Annotated in this window: 18 protein-coding genes; 5 read left to right on the top strand and 13 right to left on the bottom strand. The window is 72.7% G+C overall.

What is annotated here, in order from left to right; all coding sequences use genetic code 11:
- Positions 1-9: 9 nt before the first annotated feature.
- The 9 genes from dapC to ELX43_RS04110 all read right to left on the bottom strand — a co-directional run bounded on the left by dapC (position 10) and on the right by ELX43_RS04110 (position 10,443).
- The gene (dapC, locus tag ELX43_RS04150) at positions 10-1,122 is read right to left on the bottom strand and encodes a succinyldiaminopimelate transaminase (protein WP_127782261.1); all 1,113 of its coding nucleotides are present in this window, start codon (positions 1,120-1,122) and stop codon (positions 10-12) included.
- Positions 1,119-1,445 carry a ferredoxin gene (gene fdxA / locus ELX43_RS04145; protein ID WP_127782260.1) on the bottom strand — a complete coding sequence of 109 codons (327 nt, stop codon included), beginning with the start codon at positions 1,443-1,445 and terminating at the stop codon, positions 1,119-1,121. Before fdxA ends, dapC begins: the two co-directional genes overlap by 4 nt.
- Positions 1,446-1,515: 70 nt before the next feature.
- Positions 1,516-2,292 (bottom strand): hypothetical protein, encoded by a 777-nt coding sequence (locus ELX43_RS04140; protein ID WP_127782259.1) that lies wholly within the window; start codon positions 2,290-2,292, stop codon positions 1,516-1,518.
- Complete coding sequence (locus ELX43_RS04135; protein WP_206518102.1) at positions 2,292-4,856, bottom strand: bifunctional FO biosynthesis protein CofGH; 2,565 nt, start codon at positions 4,854-4,856, stop codon at positions 2,292-2,294. Before ELX43_RS04135 ends, ELX43_RS04140 begins: the two co-directional genes overlap by 1 nt.
- Positions 4,853-5,224, bottom strand: coding sequence for a hypothetical protein (locus tag ELX43_RS04130; protein WP_127782258.1), 372 nt, complete (start codon positions 5,222-5,224; stop codon positions 4,853-4,855). The genes ELX43_RS04135 and ELX43_RS04130 overlap by 4 nt, the downstream gene beginning before the upstream one ends.
- Positions 5,221-6,105 (bottom strand): N-acetyl-1-D-myo-inositol-2-amino-2-deoxy-alpha-D-glucopyranoside deacetylase, encoded by an 885-nt coding sequence (mshB, locus tag ELX43_RS04125; protein WP_127782257.1) that lies wholly within the window; start codon positions 6,103-6,105, stop codon positions 5,221-5,223. Before mshB ends, ELX43_RS04130 begins: the two co-directional genes overlap by 4 nt.
- Positions 6,102-7,820 (bottom strand): ABC transporter family substrate-binding protein, encoded by a 1,719-nt coding sequence (locus ELX43_RS04120; RefSeq protein ID WP_127782256.1) that lies wholly within the window; start codon positions 7,818-7,820, stop codon positions 6,102-6,104. The genes mshB and ELX43_RS04120 overlap by 4 nt, the downstream gene beginning before the upstream one ends.
- Before the next feature lie 130 nt (positions 7,821-7,950).
- Positions 7,951-9,867: a translational GTPase TypA gene (typA, locus tag ELX43_RS04115; protein WP_241249763.1), complete on the bottom strand. Its 1,917-nt coding sequence runs from the start codon at positions 9,865-9,867 to the stop codon at positions 7,951-7,953.
- A gap of 183 nt (positions 9,868-10,050) precedes the next feature.
- Entirely contained in the window at positions 10,051-10,443 is a 393-nt protein-coding gene (locus tag ELX43_RS04110; protein ID WP_127784661.1) for an NUDIX domain-containing protein, read from the bottom strand.
- A 456-nt stretch (positions 10,444-10,899) separates the two neighbouring features.
- Between ELX43_RS04110 and ELX43_RS04105 the strand changes: the two genes are divergently transcribed.
- Positions 10,900-11,190, top strand: a complete 291-nt coding sequence (locus ELX43_RS04105) for a 4a-hydroxytetrahydrobiopterin dehydratase (protein ID WP_127782254.1) — start codon at positions 10,900-10,902, stop codon at positions 11,188-11,190.
- On the opposite strand, the gene ELX43_RS04100 is transcribed toward ELX43_RS04105, so the two are convergent.
- Together ELX43_RS04100 and ELX43_RS04095 are read right to left on the bottom strand one after the other, a co-directional pair.
- A complete protein-coding gene (locus ELX43_RS04100) occupies positions 11,132-12,394 on the bottom strand; it encodes a mannosyltransferase (protein ID WP_241249761.1) in 1,263 nt (420 codons plus the stop codon). The two genes, ELX43_RS04105 and ELX43_RS04100, sit on opposite strands and share 59 nt — an antisense overlap.
- A gap of 26 nt (positions 12,395-12,420) precedes the next feature.
- Entirely contained in the window at positions 12,421-12,855 is a 435-nt protein-coding gene (locus tag ELX43_RS04095; protein WP_164860582.1) for a MarR family transcriptional regulator, read from the bottom strand.
- A gap of 91 nt (positions 12,856-12,946) precedes the next feature.
- Here ELX43_RS04095 and ELX43_RS04090 point away from each other — a divergent pair, with 91 nt between their 5' ends.
- Together ELX43_RS04090 and ELX43_RS04085 are read left to right on the top strand one after the other, a co-directional pair.
- Positions 12,947-13,507 carry a GNAT family N-acetyltransferase gene (locus ELX43_RS04090; RefSeq protein WP_241249760.1) on the top strand — a complete coding sequence of 187 codons (561 nt, stop codon included), beginning with the start codon at positions 12,947-12,949 and terminating at the stop codon, positions 13,505-13,507.
- Positions 13,508-13,551: 44 nt separating this feature from the next.
- Positions 13,552-14,571: a PHP domain-containing protein gene (locus tag ELX43_RS04085; RefSeq protein ID WP_127782251.1), complete on the top strand. Its 1,020-nt coding sequence runs from the start codon at positions 13,552-13,554 to the stop codon at positions 14,569-14,571.
- Between the two features lie 12 nt (positions 14,572-14,583).
- Here the strand turns inward: ELX43_RS04085 and ELX43_RS04080 are convergent, their stop codons facing one another.
- Both ELX43_RS04080 and ELX43_RS04075 read right to left on the bottom strand, forming a co-directional pair.
- A complete protein-coding gene (locus ELX43_RS04080; RefSeq protein WP_127782250.1) occupies positions 14,584-15,450 on the bottom strand; it encodes an MBL fold metallo-hydrolase in 867 nt (288 codons plus the stop codon).
- Positions 15,451-15,460: 10 nt separating this feature from the next.
- A complete protein-coding gene (locus ELX43_RS04075; protein ID WP_127782249.1) occupies positions 15,461-15,826 on the bottom strand; it encodes a PaaI family thioesterase in 366 nt (121 codons plus the stop codon).
- A 108-nt stretch (positions 15,827-15,934) separates the two neighbouring features.
- Here ELX43_RS04075 and ELX43_RS04070 point away from each other — a divergent pair, with 108 nt between their 5' ends.
- On the top strand, positions 15,935-16,351 hold the full coding sequence (locus ELX43_RS04070) for a hypothetical protein (RefSeq protein WP_127782248.1): 417 nt from the start codon (positions 15,935-15,937) through the stop codon (positions 16,349-16,351).
- A gap of 201 nt (positions 16,352-16,552) precedes the next feature.
- Complete coding sequence (locus ELX43_RS04065; RefSeq protein WP_127782247.1) at positions 16,553-18,160, top strand: ammonium transporter; 1,608 nt, start codon at positions 16,553-16,555, stop codon at positions 18,158-18,160.
- Positions 18,161-18,264: the final 104 nt, after the last annotated feature.

Below are 18,264 nucleotides of genomic sequence, written 5' to 3'. Positions count from 1 at the left end.
AGGCGCCGGTCAGCCCTGCAGGCGAGCGACCGCGGCGTCGATGCGCTCGTCGGTGGCGGTGAGCGCGATCCGCACGTGCTGTCCGCCGGTGGGGCCGTAGAACTCCCCCGGCGCGACCAGCATGCCGCGCTCGGCGAACCAGGCCACGGTGGCGCGACAGTCCTCGTCACGGGTGGCCCACAGGTACAGCCCGGCCTCGGAGTGCTCCACCTGCAGCCCCGCGGCTCGCACGGCGGGCAGCAACCTCGCCCGCCGGCTGCGGTAGATCTCCCGCTGCGCCGCGGCGTGGGTGTCGTCGGACAGCGCCGCCTCCATGGCCGCCTGCACCGGCCGAGGCACGATCATGCCGGCGTGCTTGCGCACCTCCAGCAGCTCGGCCACCAGTGCCGGGTCGCCGGCGACGAACCCGGCGCGGTAGCCGGCGAGGTTGGAGGTCTTGGACAGCGAGTGCACCGCGAGCAGCCCGGTCAGGTCGCCGTCGTTGACGTCGGCGTGCAGCACCGACCGTGGCTCGGCGTCCCAGGCCAGCCCCAGGTAGCACTCGTCGGAGACCACGACGGTGCCCCGCTCGCGCGCCCACTCCACCACCTTGCGCAGGTGCGGCACCCCCAGCACCGCACCGGTGGGGTTGGACGGGGAGTTGAGGAACAGGACGGCCGGCTGCCCGGAGCCCCGGGTAGCCGGGCCGAGGCGGGTCACGCTGTTGGAGCGGACCACCTGGGCGCCGGCCAGCTGGGCGCCGACCTCGTAGGTGGGGTAGGCCAGCTCGGGCACCACCACGGTGTCCGCCGGCCCCAGCCCCAGCAGGGTCGGCAGCCACGCGATCAGCTCCTTGGAGCCGATGGTGGGCAGCACCGCGTCAGCGGAGACCCCGTGCACGTCGTGGCGGCGGGCGAGGGCCTGCACGACGGTCTCCCGCAGCGAGGTGGTGCCCCACGTGGCGGGGTAGCCCGGGATGTGGGCAGCAGCGGTCAGCGCGTCCTGGATGACCTCGGCGACCGGGTCGACCGGGGTGCCCACCGAGAGGTCGACGATGCCGTCGGGGTGCTCACCGGCGCGCTGGGCGGCGCCGGTGAGCGAGTCCCACGGAAAGCTGGGGAGGCTGAGGTGCTTCCTGCTCACTCGCCGTCACTCTGCGGCGGGAGGCTGGCCACCGGCTCCGGGTCGAAGTCGGTCTTGCCGACCTTGGCGGCGCCGCCGGGCGAGCCGAGGTCGACGAAGAAGTCGGCGTTGACCTTGGTGTAGCCCGACCACTGGTCCGGCACGTCGTCCTCGTAGTAGATGGCCTCGACCGGGCAGACCGGCTCACAAGCACCGCAGTCCACGCACTCGTCGGGGTGGATGTAGAGCATGCGCCCACCCTCGTAGATGCAGTCGACGGGGCACTCTTCGATGCAGGCCTTGTCCAGCACGTCCACGCAAGGCTCAGCAATCGTGTAGGTCACTGCGGTTCTCCTGATCTCGCCGGGGGCTACTCGTGAGCAAGTATCCCCGAATGATCCTTCTGGTGTGAATTCACCCCGTCGTGTGTCGCGAGCTGCGTACCCACTTGTCCGCCTTGCGTACTGCGCGCTTGAGGGCGGAGTGCTCGCTGAGGTAGTCCCCCGCCAGCCCGACCACCGGCACCTTGCCCAGCGCCCGGTAGGGCAGGCGGCCCTGCGGGCGCTTGTCCAGCTCGCCCAGGATGCCTCGCAGCACCCGCGCGTAGCGCCACAGCGCCCGGGCCGCACCGACCAGCGCCCCCCGCTCGGGGGCGCTGCCCTTGCCCGGCTGCTCCTCCTGCTTCGCCGCGGTCCCCTCCACCAGGGCACGGCTGACGTCGCGGTCGCACAGCACCCAGGCGAGCATGCGCACCTGCTCCACCTCGTCGGTGACGCCCCACTCGCGGGCCATCGCGCACAGCAGCATCGCCTGGCTGGCGCTGCCCAACGCCGGCTGCAGCGGCAGCCGGTCGGCCACCACCCCACCGAAGCCCGGGATGGCGACGATCAGCGTGGTGAAGCGTCCCACCCGGTTCATCCACCAGGTGGTGCGCTGCTGCGGCGTCATGGACTGCCACGCCGCCGTGCCGGGGAACTCCACCTGGTAGAAGGCGTCCACCGCCTTGCCCACCGCCCGGTTCTTGAGGCTGGTGCTGCGCACCTCGGCCACCTCGGGGTCGGGCCGCTCGTGGGTGCGCGCCTTGAGGTGGAACGGGTCGGTGTGGGTGAGCGCGTCCAGCACCGGTCCGCTGCCGTGCACCACCACCTTCAGCGCGCTGACCACGTACGCGTCGGTGATCGCCGGCGCCATCACTGCCCGCTCGCCATGGCGGGAACCTCGCGGCGGCCGTAGCCGGTGGTGCGCTCGTGGATGGGCCGGCCGATGCCCGCGGCGATCTCGGTCAGCTCCTGCACCGTCTTGGCCGAGCCGTGCTGCGAGCCCGCCATCCGGGAGATGGTCTCCTCCATCAGCGTGCCGCCCAGGTCGTTGGCCCCGCCGTTGAGCATCGCCTGGGTGCCGGCGGTGCCCAGCTTGACCCAGCTGGTCTGGATGTTGTCGATGCGCCCGTGCAGCATGATCCGCGCTAGCGCGTGCACCGCCCGGTTGTCCCGGATGGTCGGTCCCGGACGGGACGCCCCCGCCAGGTACAGCGGCGAGGACTGGTGCACGAACGGCAGCGGCACGAACTCGGTGAAGCCGCCGGTCTGGTCCTGGATGCCGCGCAGCACGTTGAGGTGGCCCACCCAGTGCCGCGGGTGGTCGACGTGGCCGTACATCATCGTGGACGAGCTGCGCAGCCCCACCTCGTGCGCGGTGGTCACCACCTCGATCCAGGAGCTGGTGGGCAGCTTGCCCTTGGTGAGGATCCAGCGGACCTCGTCGTCGAGGATCTCCGCGGCCGTGCCGGGGATGGTGTCCAGCCCCGCATCGCGCAGCTCCACCAGCCAGTCCCGGATGCTGGCCCCGGAGTGCGCGGCCCCGTTGACCACCTCCATCGGGCTGAAGGCGTGCACGTGCATGCCCGGCACCCGCTCCTTGACCGCGCGGACCAGGTCGGCGTAGCCCCCGGCGGGGATCTCCGGGTCGATGCCGCCCTGCATGCACACCTCGGACGCGCCCAGGTTCCAGGCCTCCTCGGCCCGGTCGGCCACCTCGGTGAGGCTCAGGGTGAACGCGTCGGCGTCGCCCTTGCGCTGGGCGAAGGCGCAGAAGCGGCAGCCGGTGTAGCAGATGTTGGTGAAGTTGATGTTGCGGTTCACCACGTAGGTGACGTCCTCGCCCACGGTCTCCCGGCGCAGGTCGTCGGCCAGCGCGCACAGCGCCTCCAGGGCCGGGCCCTCGGCGGTGGCCAGGGCCAGGTACTGCTCGTCGGTGCACCCGGCCGGGTCGTCGGCGGCGGCCCGCAGCGCGGCGGTGACGTCCCCACCCAGCAGGGCGGGGGCGTCGATGGCCAGCACCTGCTCGCGCACCGTCTCCCAGTCGCCGAAGGCCGAGCCCAGGTCGGAGCGGGTCTCGGTGTTGCGGCCGTCGGTGTCGATGGCGCTGTGCAGGTCGGTGCGCCCGCTGGACTCCCAGGAGGCGTCGGGCTCCTGCCACGGCAGCCCGGTGGGCACCGCTGCGGCGTCGGCCAGCCCGTCCGGTGCGGCCAGCGCGCGCACGTGCGCGCTGATGCGGGGGTCGATCCACGGCGAGCCGGCCAGCACGTACTCCGGCTGGGCGGCCAGGCGCTCGGTGAGGGTGAACCCGGCAGCCGTGCTCGCCGCGGCGAGGGCGTCCAGCTGGGGCCAGGGCCGCTCCGGGTTGACGTGGTCCGGCGTCAGCGGGGAGACACCGCCGAAGTCGTCCACGCCCGCACCCAGCAGGGCGGCGCAGTCGTCCAGGTCCACCAGGTTCGGCGGGGCCTGCACGCGCATCGCCGGGCCCAGCAGCAGCCGGGTGACGGCGATGGTGGCCCGGTAGTCGTCCAGCCCCGCGTCGGGGGCGGCGCGCATGGCCGTGTCGTCCTTGGCCCGGAAGTTCTGCACGATCACTTCCTGCACGTGCCCGAAGCTCTTGTGCGCCTTGCGGACGGCCAGGATGGAGTCGACGCGCTCGGTGAGCGTCTCGCCGATGCCCACCAGGATGCCGGTGGTGAAGGGCACGCCCAGGCGGCCGGCGTCGGTGAGGGTGCGCAGCCGCACCTCGGGGTGCTTGTCCGGGCTGCCGTAGTGGCACTCGCCCTTGGTGGTGTGCAGCCGCAGCGAGGTGGTCTCCAGCATCATCCCCATGGACGGCGCCACCGGCTTGAGCCGGGAGATCTCCTCCCACGTCATCACGCCCGGGTTGAGGTGGGGCAGCAGACCCGTCTCCTCCAGCACCCGGACGGACATGGCCCGCAGGTAGGCCTGGGTGGAGTCGTAGCCACGCGAGTGCAGCCACTCCTGGGCCTCCGGCCAGCGGTCCTCGGGCCGGTCGCCCAGGGTGAACAGGGCCTCCTTGCAGCCCAGCGCCGCACCCTGCGCGGCGATCTCCAGGACCTCGTCGGGGTCGAGGAACATGCCGTGCCCGGCGGCGGCGAGCTTGCCGGGCACGGTGACGAAGGTGCAGTAGTGGCAGCGGTCCCGACACAGCCGGGTGAGCGGGATGAACACCTTGCGGGAGTAGGTCACCACACCAGGCCGGCCGGCAGCGAGCAGACCGGCGTCACGCACGCGGGCCGCAGCCGCGCAGAGCGTGTCCAGCTGCTCCCCGCGGGCGTGCAGCAGGGTGTGGGCCTCGGTGGCGTCCAGGGTCTTGCCGTCGGTGGCGCGCCGCAGCGCGCGCCGCAGCGCCGACTCCGAGGGCGTCACCTCGACCGGGGGTGGGGTCGGAAGATCCACGGGCTCAGTTGTCACGACCCCGATACTGCCCGTTGCCTCGCAGCCTCGCCCAGGTGGCCACCCAGTACCACCACCGCCGGCACCACTCCGAAGCCGAACAGCGCCATCAGGCGCCAGTCCTGCGGCGGAACCTGGTCGCCGCCGGGACCCCCGGTGGCCAGCGCCAGCACCACCAGCACCCACCCGACCAGCGGCAGGGCGGCCACGCCGGTTCGCGGCGTGAGCCTGCCGGCCAGCCAGACCAGCCCGGCGTTGGTGAGCGCCGCGGCGAACGCACCCACCGGCAGCGGGACCACACCGACGTACACCGGCAGGAAGAGGGACTCGAGCACCGCGAGCACCGCGGCGTAGAGGACCAGCAGGCCCAGGCAGAGCCGGGTCACGGGGTGATCCCCGCGAAGAGGTCGTGCTCCCGCCCGTCCGGGCCCAGCTCACCGGCCTCGCCGCGCACCCGCACGTAGTGCTCGGCGAGCAGCACCGGCTGGGCGATGTTGTTGGACAGGGCGAGCTCGGTGCCGCTCGGCGCCACGGTGACCTGCGTGGCGTGGGCGCGCATGGCCGCCAGCTTCGCCTGCCGCACCGCGTGCACGTCGATCACGGCGTCCACGTCGGCGTCGGACACGCTGGGCAGCTCACCGGGCTCGGGCAGCCGCCAGCCCTGCGGCAGGTCGGTCATCCCGGCGATGCCCGCCGTCAGCGCGCGGTGCTCCACCACCGTCCAGTACACCTTGGGCACCTCCCACGCAGGCCCCGCGTCGGCGAACATCGCCGGGTCGGCGGCGTGGTCGAGGGCGTCGGTGGTCAGTCGGTGCACCTGCACGTGGTCGGGGTGGCCATAGCTGCCGTGGGGGTCGTAGGTGACCACCACGTGCGGGCGCACCCGACGGATCACCTCGGTCATCGCGTGCGCGCCAGCCAGCCCGGCGTGCACGAAGGCGCGGGGGTTCTCCGCCGACGGCGTGCCCACCATGCCGGAGTCGCGCCACCGCCCGGCCCCGCCCAGGAAGTGCGGCCCGCCCACGCCCAGGGCGTGCAGCGCCCGGCTCAGCTCGCTGATGCGGTAGCCGCCCAGCTGGTCGGCCTCCCCGGCCACCAGCCCGGCCCAGCGCGCCCCGATCACCTCGCCCTCCTCGCCGAGGGTGCAGGTGAGCACCGTGACCTCCACCCCGCGTGCGGCGTAGTGGGCGATGGTGCCGCCGGTGGTCAGGGTCTCGTCGTCGGGATGGGCGTGCACCAGCAGCAGCCGCGGGCGCCGCAGGCTCATCGGTCGTTCCGCGACCACGTGGCGGCGTCGGCGAACGGGCCGCCCCGCAGCCCGATGGGCTCGTCCACGCCGGTGACCTGCTTGCGCACGGCCAGCACGGTGCTGTCCTGGTACAGCGGCAGCACCGCGTGCAGCGCCCACAGGCGCGGCTCCAGCTCGGCCAGCGTGGCGGCCACGTCGACGGCTCCGCTCAGTGCGGCGTCGATCTGCGGCTGCAGCGAGGGGTCGCACACCCCGGAGACGTTGCCCAGCCGGGTGGTCGGCGCGCTGCGGGTGCCGGTGGGGCCGGCGGCTGCGGTCGGGGTGGGCGCACCGGCGGGAGCGACACCAGCCGAGCCGGTGCAGCCGAAGGTCGACGCCAGCGTGGTGGCCGGGTCCCCACCGGCGGGCGCCCGGCCGACGAGCATCCCGATCTCGCCGCTGCCCAGGCGGTCGCCGTAGAGCTCGCTGGAGGTGACGATGGAGGCCTTGGCGTTGATGCCCGCGCTGGTGAGCTGGTCGGCCACGGCCTGCGCCACCGAGGTGGCGGCGCTGTCCTCCTTGGCCGCCCCCACCATGACCGTCAGCGGCGTGCCGTTCTTCAGGTAGCGACCCGCCTGCAGGCTGTAGCCGGCCCGGCCCAGCGCCTCCACCGCGGCGGTGACGGTGCCCCCGGCGGGGCGGGTGGCGATGTAGCCCGGCTCCGACGGGGCCAGCACCTGGGCGTCGGCGCGGAACTGCCCCACCGCCCGGCCCGCACCGATCATGCTCAGCGCGTCCACGTCCAGCAGCCCGAGCAGGCCCTCTCGGACGTTGACGTCGGACAACCCGCTGGCGCCCACGTCCACGGCCACCCGCATGGTGGAGGGCTGGGCCACGGTGAGGGTGCGCACGTCGGGGATGGCCGCCAGCTGGGTGCGGGTGGCGTCGCTGCCGTGCAGCTGGGCCATCTGCGCGTCCTTGGAGCGCAGCGACTCCGCCAGCTGGTTGGGGGTGCCGTCGCGGCGCAGCAGGATCGAGTCCAGGGCGGTGGGGGTGTCCCAGAAGCGGTCGTTGCGCTCCAGCAGCACCTCGCCGCGGTCGCGGTCGACGCTCTTGACCTTGAACCGCGAGCCCGACACCGGCAGCCCGTCGTCCAGGGCCGCGGTGAACCCCCCGGGCAGGTCCTTGAGCAGGTGCGCGGGCAGCAGCGAGCGGAACAGCTGCTGCCACGCCGGGTAGTCGGCGGCGAAGGACACCGTCACCGTCTTGCCCCCGCCGGAGGAGGCGACGTCGGTGATCAGGTCGTAGCCGGCCGCGTCGGCCACCCCGGGCTGGGAGATCATCTGCTGCCACAGGTAGCGGAAGTCCTCCGCCGCGATGGGAGCCCCGTCCGACCACTGCGCCTCGTTGCGCAGCACGTAGGTCACCTGGAACGGTGCCGTCGGCTTGGTGGTGGCGGCCGGGGTGGCCGAGACGGCGATGGAGGGATCCAGCGTCCACCCCGAGCCGGTGGCCTCCGGGAGGAACACCGAGGGCAGCACCAGGCCACTGACGGCGTTGTTCACCGGGGAGAGGTCAGCCAGCTGGTGCGGGTTGAACCCCGGGCCCACCTCGTCGATGGCCACCACCACCGAGTTGGTCACCGTCGCCTTGGGCGGCGGCGTGACGGTGGTGGCCGTGCTGACCACCACCGGCGCCGGCTGGGCGGTGCAGGCCGGAGTCAGCGCGACCAGCGCAAGAGCTGCGGCCCCCACCCAACGCCCGCCTCGGCGGGCACCGTGCCGACCGCGCACCTGTGCATCTCCCTGCTCACCGTGACCGGCCCCCGCACGCGCGGGGGCCGCCTGCTGCACCGGTTCGCCCGGTGCGTCCGCCCAGACTAGATCAGCTGGCGGCCTTGTCACGGAGCTTGTCGCGGGAGCGGGTGCGGGCGCGCTCGTTGGCGTCCAGCACCAGCTTGCGCACGCGCACCACGTCCGGCGCGACCTCGACGCACTCGTCGGAGGCGCAGAACTCCAGCGCGCTCTCCAGGGTGAGCACGCGGGGACGGGCCAGCGCCTCGAAGGTGTCCGAGGACGACTGCCGCATGTTGGTGAGCTTCTTCTCGCGGCAGACGTTGATGTCCAGGTCCTCCGAGCGGGGGCTCTCGCCCACCACGTGACCCGCGTAGGTGGCCGTGCCCGGCTCCACGAAGAAGGTGCCGCGGTCGGAGAGCTGGATCATCGCGAACGGGGTGACCACGCCGGCGCGGTCGGAGACCAGCGAGCCGGTGTGGCGGCTGCGGATCTCGCCGGCCCACGGCTCGTAGCCGGCGGAGTAGGTGTTGGCGATGCCGGTGCCCCGGGTGTCGGTGAGGAACTCGGTGCGGAAGCCGATCAGGCCGCGGGCGGGGACGACGAACTCCATGCGCACCCAGCCGGTGCCGTGGTTGACCATCTCCTCCATCCGGCCCTTGCGGGCGGCGAGCAGCTGGGTGACCGCGCCGAGGTGCTCCTCGGGGACGTCCACGGTGAGGTGCTCGAAGGGCTCGTGCATCTTGCCGTCGACCATCTTGGTGACCACCTGGGGCTTGCCCACGGTCAGCTCGAAGCCCTCGCGCCGCATCTGCTCCACCAGGATGGCCAGCGCCAGCTCACCGCGGCCCTGCACCTCCCAGGTGTCCGGACGGTCGGTGTTGAGCACCCGCAGCGACACGTTGCCGATGAGCTCGGAGTCCAGCCGGCTCTTCACCAGGCGGGCGGTGAGCTTCTTGCCACCGTTGCGCCCGGCCAGCGGGCTGGTGTTGATGCCGACGGTGACCGAGATGGCCGGCTCGTCGACGGTGATGGGCGGCAGGGCGACGGGGTTGTCCACGTCGGCCAGGGTGTCGCCGATCATGATGTCCGGGATGCCGGCCACGGCGACGATGTCGCCGGCCTCGCCCAGGTCGGCGGCCACGCGCTCCACACCCTCGGTGCGCAGCAGCTCGGTAATCTTGACCTTGTGGGTCTCGGTCACGCCCTCGGCGCTGGTGCGCATCCAGGCCACGGTCTGGCCCTTGCGCAGCTCACCGGCGTGGATGCGGACCAGGCCGATGCGGCCCAGGAAGGACGAGGCGTCCAGGTTGGTGACGTGCGCCTGCAGCGGGGCGTCCGGGTCGCCCTTGGGCGCCGGGACGTACTCCATGAGCAGGTCGAACAGGGCGTCCAGGCCCTCGGCGTCGGGCACCTCGCCGTCGGCGGGCTGGGTCATGCTGGCCTTGCCCGCGCGGGCGGAGGCGTAGATGACCGGCAGGTCCAGGGCGAGCTCGGCGGCGTGCGCCGCCTCGTTCTCCAGGTCCGAGGCCAGGTCGAGCAGCAGGTCGTGGACCTCCTCGACCACCTCGGTGATGCGGGCGTCGGGACGGTCGGTCTTGTTCACCACCAGGATGACGGGCAGCGAGGCGGCCAGCGCCTTGCGCAGCACGAAGCGCGTCTGGGGCAGCGGGCCCTCGCTGGCGTCGACCAGCAGCACCACGGCGTCGACCATGGACAGCCCGCGCTCCACCTCGCCACCGAAGTCGGCGTGGCCGGGGGTGTCGATGACGTTGATCACCACGTCGCCGTCGGGCGTGTGCCGACGCACCGCGGTGTTCTTCGCGAGGATGGTGATGCCCTTCTCGCGCTCGAGGTCACCGGAGTCCATGACTCGGTCGACGAGCTCCGCCCGCTCAGCGAAAGCGCCCGACTGACGCAGCATGGCGTCGACGAGGGTCGTCTTGCCGTGGTCGACGTGGGCGACGATGGCGACGTTGCGGAAGGCGGTGCGGGGCGCACTAGTCACTGGGTAGGTTCTCCTGAAAGCTCTAGAGTCCACGGTCCGAGAAGGGTCTCGATCCGTGGTCGGGGTGGCCGTCGACCTGGGCGCATGCGCGGACTTTTTGTGCTTCTCGTCCGTCGCGCACCACTCAGCCACTGCGGCGACAAACATCTTACCCGCTCACACGAACTTTTCCTGCACTGCAGGTCACTCGACCAGCAGCGGGGCCAGCTCAGCACGCCAGCCCCGGTCGTTCACCACCAGGTCCAACCGGCTGAGCTCGCCGGCTCCCACCCACCGCAGCGCGGCGTGCTCCCTGGCCTCGGCGGGGCCCCGGACCAGCTCTGCGCGGTAGGCGCGCAGCACCCGACCGTCGGGCAGCAGCACGTCCGCGCCCACCTGCTCGCCCGGCTCCACCACCACGCCGAGCTCCTCGTCGAGCTCGCGGACCAGCGCCTGCTGCGGGCTCTCTCCCGGCTCCACCCCTCCGCCGGCCAGCTCCCACTTCCCGGCGAGCGCGGGCGGGCGTCGCCGCTGGGCCACCAGCAGCCGACCGTCGGCGACCACGGCACCGGCCACCACCTCCCGGGCGGCGGCCATCGCGGTGGCGGCGGCGCTCACGTGGTCCACCCACTCCCCCAGCACGGCCTGCACCCAGCCGCGAACCAGACCACCCGACGGACCCCGCACCTGGGCCACCAGGCGGGTGCCCGCCGTGGTGGGCGCGAGCGTGACGGTGACCTCCAGGGACGGCAGGGGGCCACGCTGCCGGCTCAGCCGCAGCTGGTGCAGCTCGGCGACAGCCACCCGCAGGCCGAGGGTGACCGGCAGGCGCCGGGGCCGCACGGCCACCACGTCCCCGGGGGCGAGGAGACCCTGTGCTCGCGGTACCTGCACCCGGGCGTGTCCGCCCAGCGCGGCGGCCACCACCACCGAGCGCACGGCGCCGGCCGTGGTGGCCAGCGGCGCGGCCACGTCGCGCTCCAGGCGTGCGGCGGTCACCGGCGCCGTCCGGGCTGTCCGTGCCGGCAGTGCCGGCCCGTGCCACCATCAACCATGGCGACCTTGCTGACCCAGGCGGAGATCGAGTCGGCGCTGCCCGAGCTGCCCGGCTGGGCCTTCACCGACGACCGCCTGCAGCTGACCACCGAGCTGGCGAGCTTTCCCGCCGTCCTGGCGCTGGTGGCCGCGGTGGGCGAGGTCGCAGAACAGCGCAACCACCACCCGGACATCGACATCCGCTGGCGCACCGTGACCTTCGCGTGCACGACGCACAGCGCAGGTGGCGTCACGCAACGGGACGTGGAGCTGGCACAGCAGGTTGCGGCACTGCTGGCCGAGGCCTGACCAGACGCCGCTGCAACCCCATGAGCACCAGGATGAAGGCGGTGCCGGCCGGGTAGATCGCGCCGGAGATCGACTCCAGCAGGGGCCGCTCGAACTCCCAGATGCTGGGCTGCTGCAGCAGCAGCAGCGCGATCACCCCGATCAGCATGACCACCACCCACACCAGGCTCGCGACGAAGGCCAGCCTGGTCTGGCGCAGCGGGCCGTGGGCCAGCCACAGCACGGCGGGCACCAGCCACACCCAGTGGTGGCTCCACGAGATGGGCGAGACCAGCAGCCCGAACAGCTGGACGATCACCAGGGTGCCGAGCCGGTCGTCGGCGGCCAGGCCCCGCCAGGCACACACGCACAGTGCCGCGGCCAGCAGCACCGCCACCACCCACACCGGGCCGGTGCCCACGTCGTGGCCGGCGAAGCGGCTGAGCACCCCACGCAGCGACTGGTTGATGGCCGAGCCCACCGGGCCGATCCGGTCCGCCTTGCCCAGCAGCTCACCGAAGTAGGTGCGGGTGGCGTCCGGGATGGCCAGGAAGCTGATGGCGATGGTGGCGGCGAAGGCCACGGCGGAGAACACTGCCGCCAGGTAGCGGCGCTGGGCCAGGAAGTACAGGCCGGTGATCGCCGGCGTCAGCTTCACCCCGGCCAGCACGCCGACGATGCCGCCGGCCAGCCACCACCGGCTGGTGGTGGCCGCGGCCAGGCCCCCCAGCACCAGGAAGACGTTGACCTGGCCGTAGTCCAGCGTGGTGCGCACCGGTTCCATCCAGATCCCCACCGCGGCCCACAGCATGGCGGCGTTGCGCCAGAAGGGCTCGGCCGAGCGCTCCGCACCCAGCAGCAGCGTGAGGCTCAGGCGGACCACGCCCCACAGCGCCACCATGGTGACCACCAGCCACAGCACGGCCAGGGCGGTGATGGGCACGTAGTGCAGCGGGAAGAACAGCAGCGCCGCGAACGGTGGGTAGGTGAAGGGCAGCGGGAAGTTGGGGGTCATCTCCGAGAACGTGAAGGTGTAGAGCTCCCCGCGCTCCAGCGACTGCGCGCCGAAGCTGTAGACGCGCAGGTCCACCATGTTCAGCCCGGTGCGGGTGACGAAGCTGAGCACCAGGCGCGAGGCACCGGAGACGAGGAGGACCAGCGGCGCCAGCCACCAGTGCGACTGCACCAGCGCGAGGGCCCGGGACATGACCTGCTGGAGTCGCACCCGCTCACCCTAGAGCCTCGTCGGCCTCAGTCCTGAATGCGGTTGAACTGCACCAGCAGCTCCCCGAACCGGCTCACGTCCTCCGCCGACCAGTCGTCCAGCAGCCGGGCGAAGCGCTGGCGACGGGCGGTGCGGGCGTGCGCCAGCCGCACCAGTCCGTCGTCGGTCATCGACAGCTTGGCCGAGCGGCGGTCGGCGGCGTCCTCCACCCGCTTGATCAGGCCCAGCTTCAGCAGCAGACCCACCTGACGGCTCAGCGTCGGCTTGCCCACGCCGTAGAAGGCGGCCAGGTCGGTGAGCCGGACCTCGCCCACCTCCTCCACCCGCTGCAGCAGCGCGTAGGCCGCCGGTTCCAGGCCGGGGTGCACCTCGCGGGCGAGCTCGCCAGAGAACGAGCGGGCCCGACGGAAGAGCACCGCCAGCTCGTGCTCCACGATGTCGTGCGGGTGCCGGACGCTCACCTCTCCAATGTATAGCGACTCAGGTCACACCGGTCGGCCCGCGAACCCGCACGGGCCCGGTACATCCCGGTGGCGTAGGACTAGCACCGTGGTGACCGATTCCCCGACCTTCCGCACCGCCCAGGACACCGATGCCGAGGCGGTCGCGGCGCTGGTGCAGCTGGCCTACCGCGGCGAGGAGAGCCGGTCCGGGTGGACCACCGAGGCGGACCTGCTGCGGGGCCAGCGCACCGACGCCGGGCAGGTGCGCCAGCGGCTGGCCCGGCCGGGTACCCAGGTGCTGCTGCTGTGCGCGGCGGACGGGGCCCTGCTGGGCTGCTGCGAGCTGACCGGCCCCACGCCCGGGCAGGGCACTCCCGGACAGGCCTACTTCGGGCTGTTCAGCATCCGCCCGGGGCACCAGGGCGAGGGCCTGGGCCGGCTGCTGCTGGCCGAGGCCGAGCGCCGCGCCGTCACCGAGCTGGGCTGCTCCACGATGGAGCTGACGGTGATCACCCAGCGTGCCGAGCTGATCGCCTGGTACCTGCGGCGCGGCTACCGGCGCACCGGCGAGCGGCGCCCCTTCCCCTACGGCGACGAGCGGTTCGGCGTGCCGCTGCGCGACGACCTGGAGCTCGAGGTGCTCACCAAGGTCCTGGCGCCGAGCGGCTGATCTTCCTCTGGGCTAGCCACGCCCACCTTGGCTAGCCTCACCCCATGAACGCGGTGACGGCCCTGCGACGGATCGCCTTCCTGCTCGAGCGTGCCCGCGAGGCCAGCCACCGGGTGCAAGCCTTCCGCAACGCCGCCGACGTCGTCACCCGGCTCTCCCCCACCGACCTGGACCGGAGGGTGGCGGCAGGGACGCTCACCGACCTCGGCGGCATCGGCCCCAAGACCGCCGCGGTGATCACCCAGGCGCACACCGGGCACACCCCCGACTACCTGGTCCGGCTGGAGGAGTCCGCCGGCCACCTGGTGGAGGGCGGGGAGAAGCTGCTGGCGCAGCTGCGCGGCGACCTGCACTGCCACAGCAGCTGGAGCGACGGCGGCAGCCCGGTGGAGGAGATGGCGGCGACGGCGGTCGAGCTGGGCCACGAGTACCTGGCCATGACCGACCACTCCCCGCGGCTGACCGTCGCCCGTGGCCTCACCGCCGAGCGGCTGCGCGAGCAGCTCGCCCTGGTGGCCACCGTCAACGAGCAGCTGGCACCGTTCCGGCTGCTGTCGGGCATCGAGTGCGACATCAACGTGGACGGGACGCTGGACCAGACCGACGAGCTGCTGGGCGAGGTGGACGTGGTGGTGGCCTCCGTGCACTCCAAGCTGCGCACCGACCGAGCCGCCATGACCGCGCGGATGCTGGCCGCCGTGCGCAACCCGCACACCGACGTCCTCGGCCACGTCACCGGCCGGCTGGTCACCGGCGACCGGGGGGTGCGCCCGGAGAGCGACTTCGACGCCGAGGCGGTGTTCGCCGCCTGCGCCGAGCACGACGTGGCGGTGGAGATCAACAGCCGCCCCGAGCGCCTGGACCCGCCGCGTCGGCTGCTGCGCCAGGCGGTGGCCGCGGGCTGCCTGTTCAGCGTGGACACCGACGCCCACGCCCCCGGCCAGCTGGACTGGCAGGCCTACGGCTGTGCGCGGGCCGAGGAGTGCGACGTCGACCCCGACCGGGTGGTGAACACCTGGCCGCTGGCGGACCTGCTGGCCTGGACCCGGCGCTCCCGCCTCTAGTCCGCCCCGGCACTAGTCCGGCTCGTGCTCCAGCCGGGCCAGGTACCGCTCGGCGGAGCGCTGCACGGCCTGCTTGGCGTCACCGGTGACCACCCGCCGCCACCAGCCGCCGTAGATGGTGTCGAACGGCCAGGGCTCCAGCAGCCGCAGCGCCCGGTCGATCACCGCGGGCGACTCGGGCACGTGGTTGGGGTAGCTGTACATGAAGGAGACGTAGCGCCGGTCCATCACCACGGTGAGGATGTCGCCGGTGCACAGCGCGGGCTCGGCGAGGGTGACGCCGCCGGCGTCGGCACCGTCCCAGTGCAGCACCGTGCCGCCGGCGAAGTGCACCCCGGCCCGCAGCAGGGTCCGACCCGGCAGCACCTCCAGGGTGTCGCCGGTCCACGAGACGATGTTGCCGTCGCGGCAGACCCACTCTGCGTCGGCGGCGTGCAGGTACACCGGCACACCACCGAAGGCCTCGCTCCAAGCGATCGCCGAGGAGTAGAAGTGCGGGTGCGAGACGGCCACCGCCGCGATGCCACCCTGCTCGGCCACCGCGGCCACGGTCTCCGCGTCGAGGTAGGACACGCAGTCCCACAGCAGGTTCCCGCCCTCGCCGGGCACCAGCAGGGCCCGCTGCCCGATGGCGAAGGACGGTTCGGTGCCGACGCCCCACAGCGCGCCCTCCTGGCGGAGCACCGTCTGGTGGCCCTGCTCGGCCAGCTCGGCCAGCGTGGTCCAGCGCTGGCCGTCCCAGCCCACGTACTGCCGCTCGTCCTCGCACACGACGCAGCGGCCGTCCACCACGAGCAGCGGGTCGTACTGCACCCCGCAGGTCACGCAGATCGGGTGGACGTCGTCGGTCGCGGGGTCACCGCCGCCGGGGCCGGACACGGGTCGGGCCTCAGCGGTGCAGCAGGGCGAAGGTGGCCAGGGCGTGCACCACCGACTCCTCGCCCTGCAGCACCTCCGCCTCGCACACCATCAGGTGCTCGCCCTGGGTGCGGATCTTGCCGACCGCCCGCAGCTCCCCCGGCTTGGCCGGCCGCAGGTAGGTGATGGTCAGCTGGCTGGTCGCCGGGGAGTCGTCCTCGCCGGTGCGGCTGCGCACGGCCAGGCCCATCGCGGTGTCCACCAGGGTCGCGAGCACCCCGCCGTGCACGGCTCCGGCGGGGTTGAGGTGCTCCTCGGTCGCCGTGAAGTCCAGCTCCGCCCGACCGTCCTCGGTGGTGCCCGGCTGCAGTCCCAGCTGCTCCGCAAAGCCCGTCATGTGCTGCTCCTCGGTGTCGGTCGCGCTCCGGCCCGGTGGCCAGGCGCCCCATCCTTCCGGACAACCGGGGCCCGCGGCGCGCTCGGGGCCCGGCGATATCCTCGATCAGTGGCACGCAGGGACGACGACGACCAACGACCCGCGCTGGGCCGCTTCCGCGGGGCGCGCTACGCACGCACCTGGCTGACCATGCTGTTCGGCATGACGATGGCCTGGCTGGTCATGTTCACCATCGCCTCGCACAGCATCGCCTGGGTGGTGCTGGTGCCGCTGGCCGCGCTGGGCATCGCGGCCATCTGGCTGGTCCCGCTGACGGTGGTCACCCCGGACGGGCTGCGCCTGGTGATGCGGCGCATCTTCGTGCCGTGGTGGGAGGTCCGCTGGGTGCTCGACCCCCGTCCTGGCGACGAGCAGGCCCGCATCGAGCTGCGCGACGGCTCCGTGTTCAGCCTGCCCGGCGTGCCGCCGCAGGCGGTTCCTGGGCTGCGCATCACCTGGGCCCAGAACCGGGTGCGCCGCCGCTGAACCGGAACCCCGTCCGCCCGCCCGTTTGTGGTGAATTCCCACACTTTGGTTGCAATTTTTCTGCCGGTAGACTAATGAGGCCCGTGCAGCGCCGAGGCGGGGAGCGCTCGGCGACAGCTCCCGTGAACCAGACACGAAACTGGTGGTCGCCATGTACCGAAGCTGCAGCCCGTCACCGGCACTCGACCTCGGGACCTGGCGATGAACGCCGGCGACACCGCGTGGGTGCTCGTCTGCGCGGCGCTCGTCATGTTCATGACGCCGGGCCTGGCGCTGTTCTACGGCGGGATGGTGCGCGTCAACAACGTGCTCACCATGATCATGCAGAACATCATTCCGCTCTGCGTCATCTCCCTGACCTGGGTGATCGTCGGCTACACCCTGGCGTTCTCCAACGAGGGCAACTCCGTCATCGGCAACGTCGACGCCTTCTCGCTGCTGGAGGTGGACGCCCCGCAGTTCCACACCGTCGCCGGAGCGGTCACCATTCCGGCGCTGGCCTTCGTGGCGTTCCAGATGATGTTCGCGGTGATCACCCCGGCGCTGCTCACCGGCGCGGTGGCCGGGCGGCTCAAGTTCTTCGGCTGGGTGTGCTTCCTGGTGATCTGGTCCATCGTCGTGTACCCGCTCGTGGCGCGGTGGCTGTGGGCTCCACAGGGCTGGTTGGCCGACCTGGGCGCCCAGGACTGGGCCGGCGGGATGGTGGTGCACGCCTCGGCGGGCGCAGCCGCGATCGCGGTGCTGCTGGTGGTCGGCCGGCGCAAGGGGTGGTCCAGCACCGCCTCCTCCCCCAACAACCTGCCGCTCATGCTGGTCGGCGCCGGGATCCTGTGGTTCGGCTGGTTCGGCTTCAACGCCGGTGACGGCCTGCAGGCCGACGCAGTAGCCGCGCAGGCCATGATGAACACCCACATCGCCGCCTCCGCCGCCATGCTCACCTGGCTGCTGGTGGAGCAGCTCACCAGCGGCCACTCCACCCTGGTGGGCGCCGTCTCCGGCGCGATCGCCGGGCTGGCCACCATCACCCCGTGCGCGGGCTTCGTCAGCACGGGCGGCGCCGTCGCCATCGGGCTCATCGCCGGCCTGCTGTGCAACCTGGCGGTGCGGCTGAAGTTCCTGCTGCGCTACGACGACGCGCTCGACGTCATCGCCGTGCACTTCCTCGGCGGCGTGCTGGGCACCTTGCTGCTGGGGTTCTTCGGCAGCAGCGACATCAACCCGGTCGGCGCCGACGGGGTGTTCTACGGCGGTGGCGGCAGCCTGCTGTGGCACCAGGTGGTGGCCCTGGTCAGCGTGGTGGTCTTCTCGCTGGTGGTCAGCTGGATCATCGCCATGGCGGTGCAGCTGACCATCGGCCTGCGCGAGCCCCTGGACGAGCAGGACCACCTGGACGAGGTGCAGCAGGGCGCCACCGGCTACGCGCTGGGCGACGTCACCAGCCGGCTCACCGAGTCGGCGGTGCCGGCCCGCACCAACGGTCACCGCCTCACCCCGGCCGACGCCGGCGGCGACGGGCACGGGGCCCTGCGCCTGGTGACGGCCACGGTGCGCAGCGAGCAGGTCGACGAGCTGCGCGACGCCCTGCTGGCGGCCGGCGCCCAGTCGCTGGAGCTCACCAGCGCCGCGGTGTACACCGGTGAGCTGCGCTCGGCGATGTTCCGCGGGAGCCTGCAGCAGTCCAGCTTCCACGACCGGCTGCGGGTGGAGGTGCTGGTGGACCAGTCGCGGCTGCCGGAGGTGGTGGCCGCCCTCAACCGCGCCGGGGTGGAGCCGCGGTCCCTGCACCAGCAGGAGGTCAGCACCCTGTAGCCCGGCTAGCCCCGGCCCGCTCCGTTGGGGGACTGGGCGTGCACGGGCTCCTCGCGCACGGCCGGCTCCGGGCGGGGCTGAGCCACCGGCGGCGGCACCTCGCA

The sequence above is a fragment of the Rhodococcus sp. X156 genome, from assembly GCF_004006015.1.
Taxonomy (GTDB): Bacteria; Actinomycetota; Actinomycetes; order Mycobacteriales; family Mycobacteriaceae; genus X156.
Note: the sequence above shows the minus strand (reverse complement) of the source record. Positions and strands in the feature narration are given on the sequence as shown.

What these genes read in the sequence shown, in the direction of transcription:
- ELX43_RS04110 (WP_127784661.1), bottom strand. Translation starts at nt 10,443, where the DNA reads ATGGCCGCCGCCCGGGAGGTGGTGGCCGGTGCCGTGGTCGCCGACGGT.
- ELX43_RS04085 (WP_127782251.1), top strand. Translation starts at nt 13,552, where the DNA reads ATGAACGCGGTGACGGCCCTGCGACGGATCGCCTTCCTGCTCGAGCGT.
- ELX43_RS04105 (WP_127782254.1), top strand. Translation starts at nt 10,900, where the DNA reads ATGGCGACCTTGCTGACCCAGGCGGAGATCGAGTCGGCGCTGCCCGAG.
- ELX43_RS04065 (WP_127782247.1), top strand. Translation starts at nt 16,553, where the DNA reads ATGAACGCCGGCGACACCGCGTGGGTGCTCGTCTGCGCGGCGCTCGTC.
- ELX43_RS04140 (WP_127782259.1), bottom strand. Translation starts at nt 2,292, where the DNA reads ATGGCGCCGGCGATCACCGACGCGTACGTGGTCAGCGCGCTGAAGGTG.
- mshB (WP_127782257.1), bottom strand. Translation starts at nt 6,105, where the DNA reads ATGAGCCTGCGGCGCCCGCGGCTGCTGCTGGTGCACGCCCATCCCGAC.
- ELX43_RS04075 (WP_127782249.1), bottom strand. Translation starts at nt 15,826, where the DNA reads ATGACGGGCTTTGCGGAGCAGCTGGGACTGCAGCCGGGCACCACCGAG.